This is a genomic window from Arthrobacter tecti (assembly GCF_054511355.1).
In genome coordinates, this window is record NZ_JBTNCT010000004.1 from 175,642 (window position 1) to 194,957 (window position 19,316).

Sequence of the window (19,316 nt, forward strand, 5' to 3'; positions counted from 1 at the left end):
TTCGGGTTTGTTTTCCGGCGTCTAGTAAAAATTGACTAGGCTTGACAGGTGTCCAGTGCAGCCCCTCCAGCAGAGCTGCTCGCGCGTGCTGGGAGACTGGCCGACGGCGGTGAGCCTGAGGCTGCCCTCAACGTGGTTGGTCCTTTGCTGAAGACCTGTCCGCAGGCTCTCGCGCTCGCCGTTGAGACGTCTGCTGCGATGGGAAAGTACGACGACGCGCGGCGGTATGCCGATTCCCTTGCCCGGGTAGTGGACGACCGGAGTGGGCACTCTTCATCGCGGGTAAGGGCGATGATCGTCCTCAGCCAGTTGGCATGGCTTGAGGGACACGTGTCGGAAACATGGACGCTGTTGGCCGACGCGCACCACATCGCAGCCAGCCCGGTCGCGGAGCTCCTGGTCACGGCTGCCCGTGCCGCGGCTGAACTTCGGGCTGAGCGTTATGAAGAGTCAATCGCTTCGGCGGAGACGGCAATATCGCGTGCCTCGGGTCTTGGTGATGCGCTGGCAGCACGTGCACGGGATGATGCGGCCGTAACGCTTGCAAGCTGTTCAGCGACCCGATCTAATCCCGACGAAGGTCAGATCGCGGAGCTTGATCGTCTCTCGAACCCCGCGACGGATCTGGGAGCGGCAGCCCGCACCCGCGCAATCAACAACTCGCTGGTGGCGTTGCTTGGGCAGGAGAACCTCCCTGCCGCTGCTGCATGGTCGCTCTACGACCGTGCTCATGCGCGTGCACGCCTGTTCGGTGGGAAGTCACTACTTTCGATCGCCCGGCAGGGAATGGACCTTGCTGCGCGCACGGGCGAATGGGAGCGCGGCTGGGCCATCGGAACTGGGCACATAGAGACCGAGGCAAGCCGCAGTGAGCGGGTAGCGATTGCTGCGAAACTGGCCCAGTTTGCCTTTGCCCGTGGGCTTGTGGCTGAAGCGGCGAGTTGGGGCCGACGCGCCAGGTCCGAATCCACGGCGATCGACGTCGTCTGGGTGCGGGTCTACGCCTATCTTGGTGGTGTGGTGGCAGCGGCGGCGTCCGGCGGAAGTGTTGAGCATGCGTTGAACGAGTACCGAAATTGTATGAGCCCCACCAGCCATGCTCAACGAGCAGGGCGTGCGTGGGAAGCAGCCGAAGTCGCGCTCACCGCTGGAACGGACGCCGCCGTCGTCGTGCGCTTCCTTGAACGCGTGGTTCCCGGCGGTGCCGTAGATAATCTGTGGCCGGCGACGAAGGCTTATGCGCAGGCTGTCTTGAAAGATCATTCGGGGGTCGAGGCGTCCTCCGGCGAGCTTGTTGCCGTACGGGACCGCATAGGCTACCGAAACGCCGTCTGGCGGGCCACCTTGCAGGCCCAGCTCGTGTGCGCGTATCGGCGTGAAGGTAGACATACCGCGGCCGCTCTTGCGTTGGCGGAAGGGCAACGGCTCGTTGATCGGTGGCCCGGGAGACTGCGCGACGAACTCCACCAGCTCAGTGTCACGGAAGTTTCCCAACCGCCCGCGCTCAGCACACGGCAGGCTCAAATCCTGGAGCTCATCCTCGAGGGTGCGAGCAACAGGAACATCTCGGAGACGCTAAGCATTGCTGAACGAACCGTTGCAGTTCACGTTTCGGAGATTCTCGCGCGGACCGGGCACGCGTCACGGACAGCTCTCGCGGTTGCTGAATTGCGCAGGCGGCTCACGGGATAGGTTCTGCAACTGCTCGGCTATCGGGGGAGCGAGCTAACAGAGTGCGTTGTCCACAAGTCCTTCCATTCGTATATGTTTTCGAATATAATTAGGTATGAGCTTAGCCGCGGTCATCGACACCCCCGATGTCGATGGTGAGCGCACCGGCTCTGTCACTGAGATCGGTGGCCAGCGTGCCGGTTCCGGACGCTCTCTTGCTGAGTTGAACCTACTGGTCGCCTCGTTCGCTGCCGGCTTCGCTGAAGACTTCATCGGGATGGGCCAAGCTGAATTGGGCGAGCATCTTGCCGGGATCGAGGAACTGTCCCGGACCGCGGAGTACCTCCAGGTCGCCGCCGCTACTGCGGTGGACCGCAGCAACGCCGCCGCAGGAGGCCGGCCCGCCGAAGGAAACCCCTCCACCGGTGGCGCCGGATTCGTCTTCAACACCCCCGACTCGAACACCGCTTTCAGTCCCTCCGGTGATAGGCGCTCGGTGTACCGGTGCACCGCGGAGTACCTGCAGGACCGGTTACGGATCAGCCGCAGCGAAGCCACCCGCAGACTCCGCCTCGGCGCCAAACTCCTACCCCGCACCACCCTCACCGGCGACACCCTCCCGGCGCCCCTGGAACACCTCGCAGCAGCCGTCTCCCCCAGCAATGTCTCTGCCAGTAACATCTCTGCCGGGGGCATCTCTGGCAGTAACGTCTCCGGCCGGTCAGCCACCCTGATCGCCACCGCACTGGACCGGGCACGCTTCGTTGCTGAACCCGCGGTGCTGGAGACCATGGAAGCCCAACTCACCACCAGCGCCACGCAGTATGACCCGGACTTCCTCACCCGGCTCATCCGCCGCTGGGAAGCACACCTGGACCCCGACGGACCAGAACCCACCGACAAGGAACTCGCTGCACGGCAAGGCGTGTTCGTTCGGGGCAAGAAACGCGGACTGCACCTGCTGGATATCGCCGCCACCGACGAACAATACGAGTACCTCACCACCGTCATGAACACCACTACCAACCCCCGCACACAACCCTGTGGCGCCGGCGGCGGCGGTGGCGCCATTGCCGCCGTCGGCGAGGGTGACGATGGCCCTCACGAAAACGGAACGATCGACAGCAGACAGGCCACCCAGGATGAGGAAACCTTTGAAACCCGGACCCGGGCCCAGCTACTCCTCGACGGGCTCATCGGCGCCTGCCAGGTAGCGCTGGCCACGGATAAGCTGCCGGCAACCGGCGGGCACCGCCCCCAACTCCTGGTCACCATCGACTACAAAACCCTCCTCCGGGATGTAGCCGGGTCAACCGGCATTGGCAGTTCCTCCACCGCAAGCACAGGCTTCTCGACCGTTTCATCGCCGGACCCGATACTGAGCAGCGGGGCATCCTTCGCGTTCACCGGCCCCACCAACGCCCGAACGGTCCGGAAACTCGCCTGTGACGCCGACATCATCCCCATCGTGCTCGGCGGGACCAACGAGATCCTTGACCTGGGCCGCACCCAACGGCTTTTCACCGTCAAGCAGCGCAAGGCACTTCACGCCCGTGACAAGGGTTGTGCCTTCCCCGGCTGCCACATGCCAAGCCACTGGACCGAAGCCCACCACATCACCCCCTGGTCAGAAGGCGGAACCACCACCACCGACAACGGCGTACTGCTCTGCTCCCACCACCATCACCTCATCCATCAAGGCGACTGGACCATCGAGATCAAGCACCACACACCCTGGTTCATCCCACCGAAACACGTGGACCCTGAACAGAGACCACGACGCAACCGTTACTGGACCCTCTGCTGAGCAAAGACTGCGCTTGGCACCCGCACATCCCACGTGCCTGTTGCGATATTGATAGGTACATTCACAACCAAGGTCGTGACGATCGAAACCGGCACTACGGCCGCCGCAATCCAGCGTATGCGGCCTGACCACAAAAGTGCTCGGGACATCTGGCCACGGGTATCGCCAAGCTTGCAACCGACGCCACGACACCGACCGTCAGGTTGAGGAGGCTGCATCCTCAAGGATGCGCTGATAAAGCACGTGGTCCTGCCACTCACCGGCAATCTGCAAATACTTCGGCGCGAAGCCGTATCGGACGAAGCCGTTCCTCTTCAGGACCCGTTGAGATGCAATGTTGTGAGTAAGCGTTTCCGCCTGCAAGCGGTGAAGGTTCAGCTCAAGCCGGGCATGATCGATGGCTTCCGCCACAGCGCTCGTGGCAAAGCCTGCTCCGCTCGCCTGTTCGCTCACCCAGTACCCAAGCGAAGCCGATTGAAAGGCACCACGAACAATCCCGTTGATATTCAAGCGCCCAACGATGGCACCAGAATGATTCAGAATCACCAACGGCACCATCGTGCCGCCGTCGTAAGCGTTAAGCGCGTCGCGCGCAACCTCAATCTGCTTCTCCACGGTGAAGAAATCATCATCGCGAGCCGGCTCCCAGGGCCGCAGAAACTTAAGGTTTCTGACGAGGACGGCGGTCAGCTCCGGGACATCTTCCTCTCGAAGGAACCGGGTGACGCTAACTGCTCCCCTAGTCATTCGTCCAGTACGCGCCGATAACCGGTCCCGTCCGGATTCCGCTCCAGGTATCCGTAATCAACGAGTGCCCGCCGAAGCGTCGGAATGTCGTGCGTCACCGTGCCGACGAGCCTGTTCACCAGCGGTTCATCGAGTTCCTGCTGATCCGGAAACAATCGGCCGGCAAGATGTTCAAGGACAGCCTTCCGATCCGCTGGATTCGCTGGAAATCCATCCAGCCGTCCCTCCCGGAAGAACCTGTCCACACCCTGTGGCCGAGGGCCTGCCGCAGCACCAAGAACTTCCTTGAACAGCCCATCGTTCACGGACCCGTCCTCCGAAAGCAGACCGGCGGTGACCAGTTTGGACCGTTCCTTCGGCGATGCGTCCAACTCCAGTCCGAGAACCGCCTTGGCATACAGTTCACGGAACCGCTCTGCCGCAAGGGTCGAAAACACCTTCTGCCAGCTCACAGTCATAGAGAACTCTCCAATCGCTCAGCCAACTCGATAAGCTCCCGCGGACCCGCCACGGTGAAGGCGCCGAACCGCTCCTGGAAATCCGGACCACCATCCAGAACGGATGACAGTGAAGGTCGGCGAACAACCACTCCGGCCTCCTCCGCGATCAACGCACCCGCCGCCCAATCATGCTCATTGAGCCCCCGCTCCAGGTAGGCATCAAGGGTTCCATCCGCCACCATGCATAAATCCAGAGCAGCCGAACCGATCCTGCGCATATCGCCATGGCCCTCCAGCAACCGACCCAGCTCGCCGATCTGTTCACCACGCTGCTCGGGACTGTAGACAAAGCCGGTGCCGACAATGGTTCCGGAACGACCCTCAACGGGTCCTTCCAAACGACGAACGGTCCCCTGCTCACGCACCCACGCGCCCTGGTCTCTCGAAGCCCAATAGACCCGATCGATGGCCGGCGCATGGACCACCCCGGCCAACCACTCGCCGTCGTCATCAACCGCAGCAACAGAGGTGGCGTAATAAACAATGTTTCGGATGAAGTTGGTGGTCCCATCCAATGGGTCAATAGACCAGCGAATCCCGGAAGCCGCCCCTTCCGGAACGGTGGTTCCGTACTCCTCGCCGGTGATTGCATCGTGAGGGCGAGAACGCCAGATCACGTCCCGGACTGCCCGCTCAGCCGCGGTGTCGAACGCGGTAACCCAGTCACTGTTTGAACTCTTGTTCTCAGCCTGCAGCTTCTCCGCCTGCAACTCTCCGATGCTTCGCTTCCGCAACACCGCAGCACCGGCTTCAGCCGCCTGTAACGCCACATGCAACAACTCCGCCGGACTTGCACTGGTGCTCATACCTGTCCTTCCGCCAACAGCTGCCTGAAGCCGTCCTCATCTAGAATCGTCAAACCCAACTGTTCCGCCTTGTCCAGCTTGGTACCCGCGTTCTCCCCTGCCACCACATAACTGGTGTTCTTCGAGACCGAACCTGAGGCTTTTCCACCACGCTGAATGATCGCTTCCTTCGCCTCATCGCGGCTGAACCCCTCCAGCGAGCCCGTGACGACGACGGTCAATCCCTCCAGCGTGCGCGGCATCGATTCATCGATCTCATCAGCCATGCGAACGCCGTCAGCCGCCCAGCGGTCCACGATTTCACAGTGCCAATCCTCAGCGAACCATTCCTTCAACGCTGCAGCGATAGTGGGACCGACACCATCAACATTCGCAAGCTCTTCCTCACCTGCATTTCGAATCCGCTCCATCGACCCGAACGCAGTAGCCAGCGCACGCGACGCGGTTGGACCCACATGACGTATTGAGAGCGCAACCAGAACCCGCCACAGCGGCTGCGACTTTGCCTTCTCAAGCTCTGAGAACAGTTTTCGCGTATTGGCTGTGGGCTCAGACGGCTTCTTCGCTGTGCCCCTGCTGTAGAAGTACGGCACAAGTTCCTGGCCGTCCACCACACCCTTGACCTTCTTGTCCCTCAGAATGCGGACATCGGCCAGTTTCTCGGGCGTAAGCCTGAAGAGATCGGCTTCAGTGGTCAACGGCGGAACTGAGGGTTCTGCGGGCTGGGTCAAAGCAATAGCTGCTTCCCAGCCCAGTGCCTCGATATCGAACGCACCACGCCCCGCCACATGGAAAACCCGCTCCCGCAACTGCGACGGGCATGACTTGGCATTGGGACAGCGGATATCGATGTCCCCCTCCTTCGCAGGAGCAAGCGGGGTGCCGCAGGAAGGGCACTCGGTGGGCATAACGAACTCGTACGGTGGCGGATCCTGCTGCGAACGAAGGGCCACCACAGGCCCAACGATCTCCGGAATGACATCGCCTGCCTTACGCAACACCACGATGTCGCCAATCAACACTCCCTTGGCTTTGACGACCTCCTGGTTGTGCAGCGTGGCCATCTCCACGGTGGACCCTGCCACCTTGACCGGCGTCATCATCCCGTAGGGCGTCACCCTCCCGGTCCTGCCGACATTGACCCGAATGTCCAGCAGTTTGGTGTTCACTTCCTCAGGCGGGTACTTGTACGCCACCGCCCAGCGCGGCACCCGCGACGTGTGGCCGAGGGCGCGTTGCAAGGCGAAGCTGTCCACCTTGATGACAATTCCGTCGATCTCATGCAGCAAGTCGTGGCGGTGCTCGCCGTAGTGCTCGATGAATTGCACCACCTCCCCATACGAGGCCAGCACCTTGAAGTATGGCGAAACCGGCAGACCCCACTGCTCCAGCAGTTTGTAGGTTTCCGACTGGCTCTCGGCGTCCAGGCCCTCACGGGCACCAATCCCGTGCACGTACATATCCAGCGGCCGCTGCGCCGTCAACGCCGGATCCTTCTGGCGCAATGAGCCCGCAGCAGCATTACGTGGATTGGCGAAAGGAGCCTTCCCTGCCTCCACCATGGACTCATTCAGCAAGGCAAACTCCTTCGAAGGGAAGAATACCTCGCCCCGGATCTCCACTTCAGTGGGGTGGTTGGAGCCCTTCAGCGTGCGCGGAATGCTGTTGATGGTGAGCACATTGTGGGTGATGTCCTCACCCGTGGAACCATCGCCGCGGGTCGCGGCACGGACCAGCTCCCCATTGCGGTACAGGAGGTTGACCGCCAGCCCGTCGATTTTCAACTCAGTCAGCCACGAAACGCTGCTTCCCGGACGCTGGGACTCGATGCTCGCCTCTGCCCGGCGAACCCAGGCATCCAGTTCTTCCCGCGAGAACACATCCTCAAGGCTGTACATGCGCTGCAGGTGCTGGACCGATGTGAAGGCTGCCGAGACATCACCGCCCACCTCCTGTGTGGGTGAATCATTCGAAATCAGCTCCGGATGTTCGGCCTCGATCTGCTCGAGGCGCCGGAAAAGCTCATCGAACTCCGCATCGGAAACGAGGGGCTCATTCTCGTTGTAATAGGCGAACCGGTGCCGGCGCACTTCCTCGACGAGCCTGCCGTACTCCTCCTTGAGGGCGTCATCCGGCACCTCCTCCGCCGGAAGCTCAACCTCGGGGTTTTCATCAGCTTGCTGTTTCACTGTGGCCACGGTCCTATCTTGCCCCACAGGTCCGACACTTTCTGAGCGTTGTGAGTAGCTAACGCTCATCAGGGTGGCACCAGCCCTTAAACGACGAACGGCCCACAGCCAGAAGCTGCGGGCCGTCCGTGGAACCACCTAGTTGCCTGAGGTAGCTTCCTGGTCCTGACGGTTGCGCTGAACCGTCGAGCTGACTTCCTGCAGCTGAGACGCAATCTGGCTGAGCTGCGCACGGTGGGTTTCCCAGTCGCCGCGGAAACGCTCCGAGTCGGGACCAACCCAGCCCGTGTTGGCGAGCTGCTGGGTCAGCTGGTTGGCAGTCTGGTTCAGTTCTTCGGACTTCTGGGTAAGCAGCTGTGCCAGCTGTCCCATCTGCTCCGGGTTATTACCATGCGTGATGTTGCTCATTGTCCCCACCTTTCGTATGCGGCGGTCCGGCGTTTCCGAACCATGCCCTGCCCGATCTGTCTTTCCGACCGGGCGACTAACTACAAACTATCCAAGCCCGTCGACGGGTGTCGATGGGGACAGCTACCCAAGGAGACCTCCCCAGATAGCGCTCCCCATGCTGCAACGGATAGCCGAATTCTCAATCCACGCCGCCCATAGTCGTAGCCACCTGCACCTTGTAGGCCTTCCCCCGGCCAATCACGTACCCGCGTCCCGGAAGGAAGCGGTTGCCCGCCGTCCGGCCCAGAGATGTGTTGAGGAGGGTGTCGCCGTCGAGCTCGTTCGGGTTGAGCAGCAGCCCCCGGCGCCCGGCCTTGAAGGGCCCCGACAGGTTCCATGCGCTCGACCAGGTGGACGTTTCGGCCTCACCGACCACCCACTGACCGGCTTTCACCGCAGCCTTCACCAGCGATGAAAGTTCCAGCTCAGCAAGGGAATCAGTGAACTCCGTCAGTCCCTCGATGAAGAACGCCACCGACCCTTCCGGACCATCCGCGAGCCCGGCCAGCCGCGCCAACTCCGGCTGCACCAGCGCCGCAGTGGCGTACGACTCATCCCAGAGCCCCAGTGAGGCAACTGTGGACCTCCGTGCACCGAGATAGATCCGCTTGGTACCGGGTGATGACTTCTGCATTGCCGCAGCGAGAGTCACCAGCGCCACCGTGCGTCCTGATCCGGGTGGACCGGACACCATGAAGGCTCCAGTCCCGGCAACGGCCGCGGGCTCGAGGTTGAAGTCATCCACACCAACTACCGCGGACCCCTGCTCGCCTGCGGGCAGGATGTCCAGGTCAATCGATTCGGGCAGACTCAGCACGCCCGGCGCTTGCGGAACACCCTGCCGAAGCATTGCGTCACGCATGCGTTCGACCTCACGCGCCTGCAGTTCGAGGTTCGCGTTGCCGCCAAAGACCGCAAGCTGCACTTCGAGCCCATCGAGGATTCCACGTCCCGGAGGCGATGAGCTCGAGAGCACGTCCCGCGGAACGCCGAGCGTCGAGTAGTCGTCCCTGCCTGCCATCCGCAGGACTATGCGCCTGCTGATCGAAGAAGCCAACGACGGCGGCAGCGAGTTGGTGCGCTCCCCCGTCACCACCACGTGGACACCCATGGGACGGCCGTCAGTTGCAATCTGCTGGAACAGCTCGAAGTGGCGGTCACGTCCCTTGAACTCGTACGTCTCACGGAAGGTGGTGATGCCGTCGACCAAAAGCAGGATCCGGGGTTCATCCGGCCGGTCGGCCAGCCGCCGGTAATCGGCGATCGTCCCGGCTTTGACCTCGGCGAAGCGGTCCGAGCGTTCGTTGATAATGCCTCGGATATAGCGCAGCAGGCGTCCGATCCGCTCGGAATCCTCCCCATCCAGGACAGCCCCGACATGCGGCAGCTGGCCCAACATCTGCAACCCGTTAGAGGCACAATCAATGCCGTACACCTGCACCGGACCACCCCGTACCGTCACCGCCGAACCGATCGCCAGCGTACGCAACGCCGTCGATTTGCCCGACCCTCCTGAGCCCAGGATCGCAAGGTTCCCATCGACGTCGGGATGGTAGAACACGGTCGGCTGTGCCTGATGCTCCGGGTCATCCACCACTCCGAGAAGCAGCGCCTCGTCCGTCCGGGGGTTGGGCAGCTTCGAGTAGTCATATGCTTCAGCAAGCTCGGCTAGCCACGGTTTCCTCGGCGGCTTGATCCCAAGCTCCACTGCTGCTTGCGAAACATTGCCGACAATGCGGGCAATGTCATTCAGGCCGCTGGGCTCGGCGACCACCTCGGCGGCCGCCGACTCCCACTGGTTGCCGGACCCGAAGTCCATTTCGACGACATCGATCCGCGGCCGTGCAGGTTCCCGGGTGGTCCACCCGCCGGCGTAACCGGTCTGGAAACTCTGAATCCGTCCTGGACCGGTCTTCGCCGCGCCGCGGCCTGGAATGGACGGGCTGAAGAACGCTGCCATGGGAGTTCCGAGGATGTCCTGTGAATCATCGGTGTCGGCCATGCGCAGCGCAATCCGCATGTTCGTGTTGGCGCGCAGATTGTCCTTGATCACACCCGAGGGTCGCTGCGTTGCGAGGATGAGGTGCAGGCCGAGGGATCGTCCACGCGCGGCGATATCGACGACGCCGTCCACGAACTCCGGCACCTCCCGCGCCAGTGCCGCAAACTCGTCAACAACGATGACAAGCGACGGCGGCGTCTCCGGATCCGCTTCCCGCTCCATCGCGAGGAGGTCCTTCGCTTTCTTTCGGTTGAACAGGTGTTCCCGGAAGTGCAGCTCGGCACGCAGGGAGGTCAGCGACCTTCGCACGAGGTGCGGCGACAGGTCCGTCACCAATCCCACGGTGTGCGGAAGTTTCACGCAGTCCGCGAAGGCCGCACCGCCCTTGTAGTCGACGAACAGGAAGGTAAGCCGGTCCGGACTGTATGCGGCGGCCATCCCGAGCACCCAGGACTGCAGGAACTCGGATTTGCCCGCACCAGTGGTACCACCGACCAGGGCGTGCGGCCCCTCGGTCTTCAGGTCCAAGTACATCGGTTCCACACCCTTGGAACCCACGAGGGCGCGCAGCGACCCCTGGTGCTTCCGGTTCGGGATCGCCTTGGATGCCACTGAGTTGTTCTCGGTCCAGCGGTCCGCAACCGCCGTCGTGGTCTCCACCAGTTCATGGCCCGCCAGGGTCACGTAGGACACAGCGCGCGGCAGGTCGGAGTCATCCTCCACAGGCTTTCCGACGTCGACGACGGGGGTCAGCATCCGTGCCAGCTGGCCGGCCAACTCCAGGTCAACGCTTTCGCAGCTCACCGGCGTGCTCAACTCGCCCAAACGCACCTGCCCGCTGACGTTGGCGCTGTCGGAATCGACGAACAGGAAATCGCGGCAGGCGGCTGGCAGCGCTGCCACGGAGCCGGCAACCCATAGTACGTGGACGCCGACGTCGGCCCCCGCCTCCGCGAGCCGGGTCAGCCTTGCACGGTCAACCGTGACGTCGTCTTCCACGATCACGAGGACCGACGGCGTGACCGGCACCGGCAGCTTCTGCTCCTTTTCCGGATCAAGCCGCCCGCGCAACGCAACGCCCGAACGGTTGGCGGACCGGGTGGAGACCAGATCCTCCAGCCGGGACAGTAGGAGCCCGCCGGCCGCAGGACCGGCGGCGAGGTGATCTCCGGGCAGCGGGCTGTGGACGGAGCCGGTGTGCGGGAGCCACTGCAGCCATGCCCAGCGCTCCTTGGACTGCACAGAGGTCAGCGATGCCACAGCAAGCTCAGCCGGTGAATGCAGGCCGATCGCCTGAATAACCAGGCCACGGGCGACGTCGTCCACCACCCCCCGCGCACCTGCCACACCCAGCGCGCCGGAGAGTCGGAGGCTCGCAACGATCGGCACATCGTCGATGTGGGTGTAGGCCTCCACGGCGTCCCGGATCTCTTCCGAAAACTCAGGAAGGGTATCGGAGCCGGCGGGTTCGTTGATCTCGATCCGTGATGGCGCGCTACCCGTTCCGAACCGCAGGCTCAGGAAGTGATCGTGCTCCGGACGGTGCGTCCACAGCAGTGGACCGAGCTTGTAGATCGCATCCACCGTATCCGCCACCGACGGCGCTTCGGCGTGCCGCACGGCACGTTCCACCTTGCGCGTACGCTCGATGTCACTGCGGAAGAACGCCATCGAGTCCCGGAACTGCTGGACGGCCTCGCGGAAGGTTCGCTTCGCGTTCATCCGCTGGTCCAGGTAGGCGGCGGTCAGGATCATCGGCATCATGAACACGAAGATCAGGCTGTAGGGGCTGCGGGTGATAGAGAACATGATCGCTCCCATCAGCACCGGCGCGATCAGCATCAGGTAAGGGAAGCGGAACGGGTTGGGCCGGCGTGGGCCCGCGGGCACCTGTTTGGGTTTCTCGTCGAATGCGCGCACCACCCGCGGCGAACGGTTGAACTCCACGAGCGGGTTGGTCGAGTCAGCCGAGTAGGCGCGGCTCAGCGGCACCACCGCGATGGTCGTATCGCCGAGCGTCACCTCATCGGCTGACGTCAGGAGTGTCCGCACTACCCGGTTGCCGCCCATCACCAGGCCGTTCGCGGAGTTCGTGTCGATGACCTCAATGCCGTCAGCCACGTTGATCCGGGCATGCCGCTTGGACATCATGGGATCCGAGAACCGGATGTCGGAATTGCGGTCGCGGCCCAGATAACTTGCACCGGCCGGCAATGAAAACTCCTTGCCGGCGTCAGGCCCGGAGAGTACCCGCAGCGTCGCGACCGCCGGTCCCCTGTCCTGGCCCGGCACATTGAACTGCTCGCTGACACGGCTGATCGTTACAGTGGATCCGGGGCGCAGACCGGATTCGAACAGGCTCACCGCAGGGTTGAGCGTTCGTCCTCGCATACCGCCGGCAACGTACGATTCCTCGACCGTCAGCGACAACTCCCCCGGCGGCTCAGCTCCCACCCTGCCCGGATCGGCAACGTACAGTTCATGGGCAACATCGCTGACGGTCGCGAGGCCGTCGACGGTCACTGCAAGGTCCTTCGCAGGATCAGGATCGCGCCGAAGGGTCAGGCGCAGCTTCATACGGTTCCACTTCCGGCCACGCGGCTTCCCCTGCGACCAACGACGACGGCGCCACGCACCCGGGTGCCCGCCACAGACTTCCTAGTCCTCATCTGCCTTGCCCTTCATGGTCTCGAGCAGGGGCAGATCCTCCGGCGTGACAATGTGCGAGGTCACCGCATGCTCAACCAGGCGCGCCCTGCGGTTGGTCGCCAGCTTCCCACCGCCGCCGCGCAGCCCCACAACCCCGACCCGGTCCAGTTTGTCGCACACATTATCGAGCTTCCGGTTGAATCGGGTCAGCGCCCAACCCAGTCGTTTGGCCGCAGCGGCCGATGACGGAATGGAACTGAATCCGGTGCCCTCACGGCGCAGCATCGGCTCAGCCAGAGCCACGATCAACGCCCGCTGCGAGTCTGTGAAGCGGACCGGCCCAATTGTGGTGGTGCCCGAACCGTCGTCGACCTGGCGTTCCTGCCGGAAGGCAGGGGTCTTCAGGTGGACATCGAACTCATACGTTGTGGGACCGGCCGTGAACACCACCCGGGTCTGGCCGAAAACCAGCGGGATCCGGGCACCGGGAGCCACCCAGGCCTGCATACCGCCGGTTGTGTCCGCGACGGTAGCGGACAGCATGGTGCCCACGTTGTTCAGCCACCAGATGCCGTTCTGGCGTGCGATCTGCAGAAACTTGCGGTGCAGGTACGGGTTGTCGTCGACCTCGAGGTCGCCTTCCCTGCCGATGTTGAAGGGTTCACCTTCCTTCGGCTCATGCCATTCACCGCAAAAATCTATAGCGAGTTCCCCCACGCGTTTTCCCTTCGGTCCTTATTCCGGCAAGCAGGCACGAACAGGTTCCGACGCCGTTCCGTTCGCCCGCACTATTTGTACATCAACGCAGGTCGGACCGGCCGGATTTGCAACCACTTCCGCCTCAGTCTGCACCGTCCGGTCCCATTCACCCTCATCCTGCACGGTCACGGTGCGGAAGCGGTAGACATCCCCCTCCTCCGGGCTCGGGTTGGTCCAGGTGAAGAGGACCTCATTTCCTGCCGCCACTCCCGCGATCTCCACGGGCACAGGAACAACGCCCTCGACACCCGCGAGCGCGTCCGCAGGAGCCTGGGTGGGCGGCGCCACGGTCGGTGCGTCCTCCGGCTGGCCGTTCACAATGGCGAGAACCCCGACGACGACGGCGACCAGCAGTACCAGCCCCACCAGGACCCCCACAAGGGGACCGCGCCTGCGGGCGGGGGTGCCGTCGTCGTCGGCCGTTCCTGTTTCAGGCTCTGCGGGGGCCGGGCGGTTGACCGTGGTGTCCATCCGGACCGAGTCGCCGAGCGGTTCGCTGCCCCGAAGGACGGTCCGTTCCCGCCAGGCTGCATCCTCCGCCGGTTCGGCAGCCTCGGTCCTGGGTTGGGTAACCGGCGACGGCGGTGCAACCGGCGGTACGTCCCGCCGCGGGGAGGTAGCCGGCGCGGTGCCGACCGCCGTCGGAAAGGTGGGGGCGAAGGTCGACGACTCAGGATCGATCGAGACGACCTTTCGTACCCGGGTGGCCTCGACGTCGTCGTGATCGTCCGCCACGTGCTCCGTGTCGTCCAGGACTTCGAACGGAGTGACCGAGATACCGAGTTCAGTCTGGATCCGCTGCAGGGTCAGCGCGAAGGAGTGCGCCGAGCTGTAACGGGAGGCCGGGTTCTTGGCCATGGCAGTGGCGAGGGCGAGCTCGAGAGACTCCGGCACATCGTCGCGGCCGATCCGCGCCAGCGGCATCGAACCGATCCGGTCCATGAGCTGCCCTTGTGCGTTGTCCATCCCCGGGAATACGAACGGCGACCTGCCTGCGAGCAACGTGTACACCGTGGCGCCGAGGGACCACACGTCCATGCGGATACCGTCCACGCTTCCACCCTGGAAAGCTTCGGGGGGCGACCACGGGATGGACATTCCGAGGTCCTCGTCCTCCGGGCCGTCCGTGGTGCCGGAGATCCCGAAGTCCGTGAGCGCCGGCCTGTTGTAGTCGGTCACGAGGATGTTCGCGGGCTTGATGTCCCGGTGGACTATCCCAGCCCGATGAGCCGATTCGACGGCGGAGGCCACCTGGATACCGACCGTCAGCGTCTCAGCGAGGGAGAGCCGTCCGCGGCGGTAGCGGACATCGAGGCTCGGCCTGGAGCAGTACTCCATCGCGAGGTAGGAATGCCCATCCTCGGTGACATTCGCCTCGTAGATCGTGACGATATACGGGTGGGTGGACAGCTGTGCCATCAGGTTCGCTTCGGACTCGAATGCCCGGCGTGCCCCCTCCGTCAGCAGTCCGGAAACGAGGACCTTGACGGCGACCTTGCGGCGTGGCCGGTCCTGTTCATAGAGGTAGACGTCCGAAAAGCCGCCCGAACCCAGCAGGCTCGCGTACCGGTAGCCCGGGATGTGCGGCGGCGGAGCAGCAGCGCGCCTGGAACTCATCGCAGCCCCTCAAATCGTAGGAAGATTTCATCGCCCAACTGTGCGACGTCACCGTCGAGCAGGAACGCTGTCTCACCCTCGCCGAGCCTGCGCGGCGGATGGCCTGAGCGGATCAGCACCGTGCCGTTGGTCGCTTTGAGGTCGCAGAGCAGCACGTGCCAGCCGTCCAGGCGGACCTCGACGTGCGAACGTGAAATATCCCCGCCCGCACTCGTTACCTGCACCAGTTTCGGCATGCCGCGGCCCTGCACCCGGGACACCGACGGCTGCCGTCCGATAATGAGCGACTGGTCCAGTTCAACCACCTCGCCCGTGGAAATGCGCATAGTTCCGAGGCTGGGCCGGTGCACTTCGCGCGGATCGGCCTCAAGCGCCTGCGAGCACACGCCGCAGGCCGAAGCCTCCGGCGGATTGGCATGCCCCTGGGCGCACAACCGTGCCAGGACCAGCGGGCCGGTGCCCGGGCGGGTCTCCGGCGCGTCCGGGGCTTGAGCCTGCGCCGTGCCTGACTGGTCACCCAGGTCGCTGCGCATGACGGTCTGCCCGTCATGATCGGGATCCTCGCCGGCATTCGACGCGTCGCCGGTGGGCGGAGCTTTCCGCGCCGGCGGCAGGACTTCCTGCGCCGGCGGGACTTCCTCGGCCTGTGGGCTCTGTTCCGGTTTGGGACGCGCCCATGGGACCGAGTCGATCAGGAGTCCACTGGCCGGAGCGCTGCCTCCGTGGGGTGTTTGGCCTGCTCCGGGTGAGTCTGCGCCAGGTTCCCTTGTTCCGGACTCTCCAACGCCTGACGAGGACGCCGCGCCCTCACCGTGAACGGCCGACTTGGCAGCGGATAGCGCGGCGGTCGGGGCGGCCAGGCCTGCGGGTGAGTCCGCGCCGTCACCGCTCGGTTGAGGTGTGGCGGCGGTTCCAGTGTCGGTTCCAGCGTCGGTGGAATTCGAGTCGGGGGCCACAGGGCCGTCGTCAGGTTCGTCCTCATCGGATGAGCGCACTGCTGCGTCCTCCACCCTGCGCACAACCGTGCGGTCCCACAGGTGGTCATACCCGGTCGTGGATAGTTCCGGGTCAACTTCTGCCTCAGTCAAGCCCTCAGCCGGACTTCCGGACGGTGCAGACACTGCGTCAGACCCGGCCTGCGTGTCGCCACCGGTCCGGTCCCCGGTTTCGAGCTGCTCATCATCGTGCGCCGTAAGATACAGGCTCGGGTTGATCGTGGCGGATTCCTCCGCTTCGAGCGCCCCCGTTCCGGCGGTTTCCGGGTCAGTGTCCGCGGGCTCCCACCCAGACGTTGGCTGGCGGTCCCCGGGTGCTGGTGCGCTCTTTTCCGCCCGCGGGGTGGAAGCCCGCGAGGGTGGACCCGCCGTCGTCGTCGGGCCTGAATCCTGGCCGCCGCTCCTGCCGGAAGGATGGGAACCAGTGCCGGACGAACCGACGCATTCCCCTGCCGGACCTCCGGTGACGGCTTGAGCGCGCACAATGCCCGACTCAAGGAACAGCACCAGGCCGTGCTCCTCTGACGACACGTCGGATAAACCGGCGGTGAGCGTGAAACCGCCTACGCCGCCGTCGATAATCCGCTCGGTCCAGGTGGTGACGTGCTCGCCGGAAAGTTCAACCACGCCGTCGGCGCTTTCGGTTCTCAGCCGCACTGGTCCACGCAGGAGAACATGTTGCCGTCCGGTGTTCGACACCAGGCCGAAGGACGGCATCGACGCCAGACCGGCACCGAACCCGCCGGTAACAATAGTCAGGATTGCCTGCAGGTCCGGATCCTCCCCCAGCTGCTTCCACAGCCTGTCCAGCACGTCCTGCCCGGTGGTCGCGGGAAGCAGCACGACGACGCCGCCACGCACCACGCTGAGCCAGTCCCCTCCCGGCGTGTAACGGACACTGCTCATCTCGGCTCTTTCTCGGTCACGGCAGTGCCGGTCGACTTGCCGTCGGAGCCCGGGAGGGTGGAGTCTTCTGCGTCATTCGCGCCGTTGCTTCGGGGCGCGGTCGTGTGGAGGTCGGCATCGCCATCGACTCCATGCGCATCCACCACCACCACGGTTACGTTGTCCCGCGCACCGCAGCGCAGAGTCTCCTGGACCAGCGCGTCTGCTGCCTGCTGGGGGTCCCTGAGAGACCCGAGCAGCGCGTAGATGCGTTCCTCGGGAACCTCTGTGCTGAGGCCGTCCGAGCAGATCAGGATGCGGTCGCCGGTCTCCACCGGCATCAGCCAGTAGTCCGCTTCGGAATCATCGCCGGTGCCAAGCGCACGGGTAATGACATGCCGACGGGGGTGACCTGCAGCCTGCGCGGCGGTTATGTGACCGCGGTCCACCAGTTCCTGCACCTCGGAGTGGTCCACCGAGATCTGGCCGAACCTGCCCTGGCTCAGCCGGTAGGTCCGCGAATCCCCCACGTTGAAGAAGAGCCAGTACGGCATGCCCGATTCTTCGACGAGAACGACGCCGGACAGCGTAGTCCCTGCCCTGCCACCGGTTTCCGCGCGGATCTGCTCATCCGCGGTACGCAGCAGTTCCTCGAGGTCCGCCGCCGAAAACTGCGGCGCGTGCTGACCGATGATACTGCTCTCGCCGAGCGTCCGCACACAGATTCCCGACGCTACTTCGCCCGCTTCATGGCCGCCCATGCCGTCCGCCACCGCAAAGATGGGTTCGGCAGCTATCAGCGAATCCTCGTTGAGTTCGCGTTTGAGGCCGCGGTCCGACGCGTACCCGACGTTCAGTTTGATGTCCCAGTCCTTTACCTGATTCAGTTCGTTCACGAGATTTCCACCCGGAGGCTGCGGTCGCCGAAATGAACCGTTGATCCCGGTTCCGCCAGGTACGGCTCGCCACCCGGTAACTGTATCCGCGCCCCAGCTTGAACTGTGATGGCGCTGCCGTTGGTGGAGTTCCGGTCCGTTACCCACAACCTGCCGTCGTCGACGCGCAGGTGCAGGTGGGTCTTCGATACCGACCTGCCCTCATCTTTCACGGAAATGAGCTCAGCGTTGTCAGTTCCCGCGGGGTTGCGCCCGATCAGCGCGGTCGAGCGCAGCAGGAAGTTCCGCCCGTCGTCGAGGTGGATCCGTATCCCCCGCTCGCCTGACCGCCGGGTCGCCACTGTCTCTTCCGATTCCTGGTCCGGATGCGTGGGTTCGTTCTCCGGTAGCGGAGCGGTTCTGCCGGTGGGTATCTTCTCGGGCAAAAGCGCTGCTGCAGGCGGGTTTGCTACAGGCGGCGCTGCTACAGGCGGCGCTGCTTCAGGCGGAGCCGGCGCGGGTGTCGGGGCTGCAGGTGCAGGCGGCGCAAAGGATGCCGGGGCCGGTTCACTGGCACGGATGGGCTGCGCTCGTGGCCCGCTCTCGACCTGCCGGGGTGATTCGAATGACGCGAGGGCAGACGTTTCCTGCGGTGAGCTCGTGGGTGCTTCCTCGGGCGCCGTCGTGCGGTGGCCGGTGACCGGCGAGGGGATGGCTCGCACAGCCGGCGGAGGAGGCTCCGGGGCGAACGAGGCCGGCCCGCCGATTCCTCCGGTGACCAGCGGGTTGCGCCCGGCACGCACATCGAAGACTAGGGTGCGTGCAGCTTTGTCGTACCAACCCTGGCGCTGCTCCGGGGAATCGAACAGGTTGGACACCATCATGAGTACAAACCCGATGACCGGCACGATCCCGGACAATCCGATAATCAGGTTACGCAGGAACACGGCAAGCCACCCGGGTGCGAAGCCCTGCTCGTTGGTGGTCCGCAGACCCAGCATGAGGTTCCCGAGTGTCTTCCCGGTTTTTGCTTCCCACCCCCACAAGAAAATCCAGTAACCGAGTGACACCACACTGCCGATCCCGGAGACGACGTAGAACATCCCCAGGTCAAGCACCGCGGTGTCCGCTGAGATCTGCTCATAGCCGATAAGTGGAAGGGCAAGCACGACGGCGATCCCGCTGATCAGCGCAGCAGGAATCCCATCCAGCAACTTGGCTCCAAGCCGCTTCCCGGCGGAACCGTTCTTCAGGTTGAGCTGAGCCATCGTCCGCTGCTCTCCTCCCTCGCCATTCGCTGGAGCGCGTCCATCCAACCGCACACCGCCCGGTGAATCAACTGTACGGACGTTGCCGGTCCGATT

The 19,316-nt window shown here is 64.0% G+C and carries 13 protein-coding genes; 2 read left to right on the top strand and 11 right to left on the bottom strand.

What is annotated here, in order from left to right; all coding sequences use genetic code 11:
- Window positions 1-48: 48 nt before the first annotated feature.
- Together ACX80C_RS07275 and ACX80C_RS07280 are read left to right on the top strand one after the other, a co-directional pair.
- Entirely contained in the window at window positions 49-1,692 is a 1,644-nt protein-coding gene (locus ACX80C_RS07275) for a LuxR C-terminal-related transcriptional regulator (RefSeq protein WP_459325714.1), read from the top strand.
- A 94-nt stretch (window positions 1,693-1,786) separates the two neighbouring features.
- On the top strand, window positions 1,787-3,478 hold the full coding sequence (locus ACX80C_RS07280; protein WP_459325715.1) for an HNH endonuclease signature motif containing protein: 1,692 nt from the start codon (window positions 1,787-1,789) through the stop codon (window positions 3,476-3,478).
- A 198-nt stretch (window positions 3,479-3,676) separates the two neighbouring features.
- Here the strand turns inward: ACX80C_RS07280 and ACX80C_RS07285 are convergent, their stop codons facing one another.
- From ACX80C_RS07285 to ACX80C_RS07335, 11 genes are all read right to left on the bottom strand, one after another.
- A complete protein-coding gene (locus ACX80C_RS07285) occupies window positions 3,677-4,225 on the bottom strand; it encodes a GNAT family N-acetyltransferase (RefSeq protein ID WP_459325717.1) in 549 nt (182 codons plus the stop codon).
- Window positions 4,222-4,683, bottom strand: a complete 462-nt coding sequence (locus ACX80C_RS07290; RefSeq protein ID WP_459325719.1) for a DUF2087 domain-containing protein — start codon at window positions 4,681-4,683, stop codon at window positions 4,222-4,224. The genes ACX80C_RS07285 and ACX80C_RS07290 overlap by 4 nt, the downstream gene beginning before the upstream one ends.
- Complete coding sequence (locus tag ACX80C_RS07295; RefSeq protein ID WP_459325721.1) at window positions 4,680-5,531, bottom strand: inositol monophosphatase family protein; 852 nt, start codon at window positions 5,529-5,531, stop codon at window positions 4,680-4,682. Before ACX80C_RS07295 ends, ACX80C_RS07290 begins: the two co-directional genes overlap by 4 nt.
- Entirely contained in the window at window positions 5,528-7,789 is a 2,262-nt protein-coding gene (gene ligA / locus ACX80C_RS07300; protein ID WP_459325723.1) for an NAD-dependent DNA ligase LigA, read from the bottom strand. Before ligA ends, ACX80C_RS07295 begins: the two co-directional genes overlap by 4 nt.
- Window positions 7,790-7,858: 69 nt before the next feature.
- Window positions 7,859-8,128 carry a WXG100 family type VII secretion target gene (locus ACX80C_RS07305; RefSeq protein WP_459325724.1) on the bottom strand — a complete coding sequence of 90 codons (270 nt, stop codon included), beginning with the start codon at window positions 8,126-8,128 and terminating at the stop codon, window positions 7,859-7,861.
- Window positions 8,129-8,309: 181 nt separating this feature from the next.
- Entirely contained in the window at window positions 8,310-12,749 is a 4,440-nt protein-coding gene (locus tag ACX80C_RS07310) for an FtsK/SpoIIIE domain-containing protein (protein WP_459325726.1), read from the bottom strand.
- 81 nt (window positions 12,750-12,830) lie between these two features.
- The gene (locus ACX80C_RS07315) at window positions 12,831-13,538 is read right to left on the bottom strand and encodes a flagellar basal body rod protein FlgC (RefSeq protein ID WP_459325727.1); all 708 of its coding nucleotides are present in this window, start codon (window positions 13,536-13,538) and stop codon (window positions 12,831-12,833) included.
- An 18-nt stretch (window positions 13,539-13,556) separates the two neighbouring features.
- Window positions 13,557-15,197, bottom strand: coding sequence for a serine/threonine-protein kinase (locus tag ACX80C_RS07320; protein ID WP_459325729.1), 1,641 nt, complete (start codon window positions 15,195-15,197; stop codon window positions 13,557-13,559).
- Complete coding sequence (locus ACX80C_RS07325; RefSeq protein WP_459325730.1) at window positions 15,194-17,098, bottom strand: FHA domain-containing protein; 1,905 nt, start codon at window positions 17,096-17,098, stop codon at window positions 15,194-15,196. Before ACX80C_RS07325 ends, ACX80C_RS07320 begins: the two co-directional genes overlap by 4 nt.
- Window positions 17,095-17,973 (bottom strand): PP2C family protein-serine/threonine phosphatase, encoded by an 879-nt coding sequence (locus tag ACX80C_RS07330; RefSeq protein ID WP_459325732.1) that lies wholly within the window; start codon window positions 17,971-17,973, stop codon window positions 17,095-17,097. Before ACX80C_RS07330 ends, ACX80C_RS07325 begins: the two co-directional genes overlap by 4 nt.
- Complete coding sequence (locus ACX80C_RS07335; protein ID WP_459325733.1) at window positions 17,970-19,220, bottom strand: RDD family protein; 1,251 nt, start codon at window positions 19,218-19,220, stop codon at window positions 17,970-17,972. The genes ACX80C_RS07330 and ACX80C_RS07335 overlap by 4 nt, the downstream gene beginning before the upstream one ends.
- Window positions 19,221-19,316 lie beyond the last annotated feature (96 nt).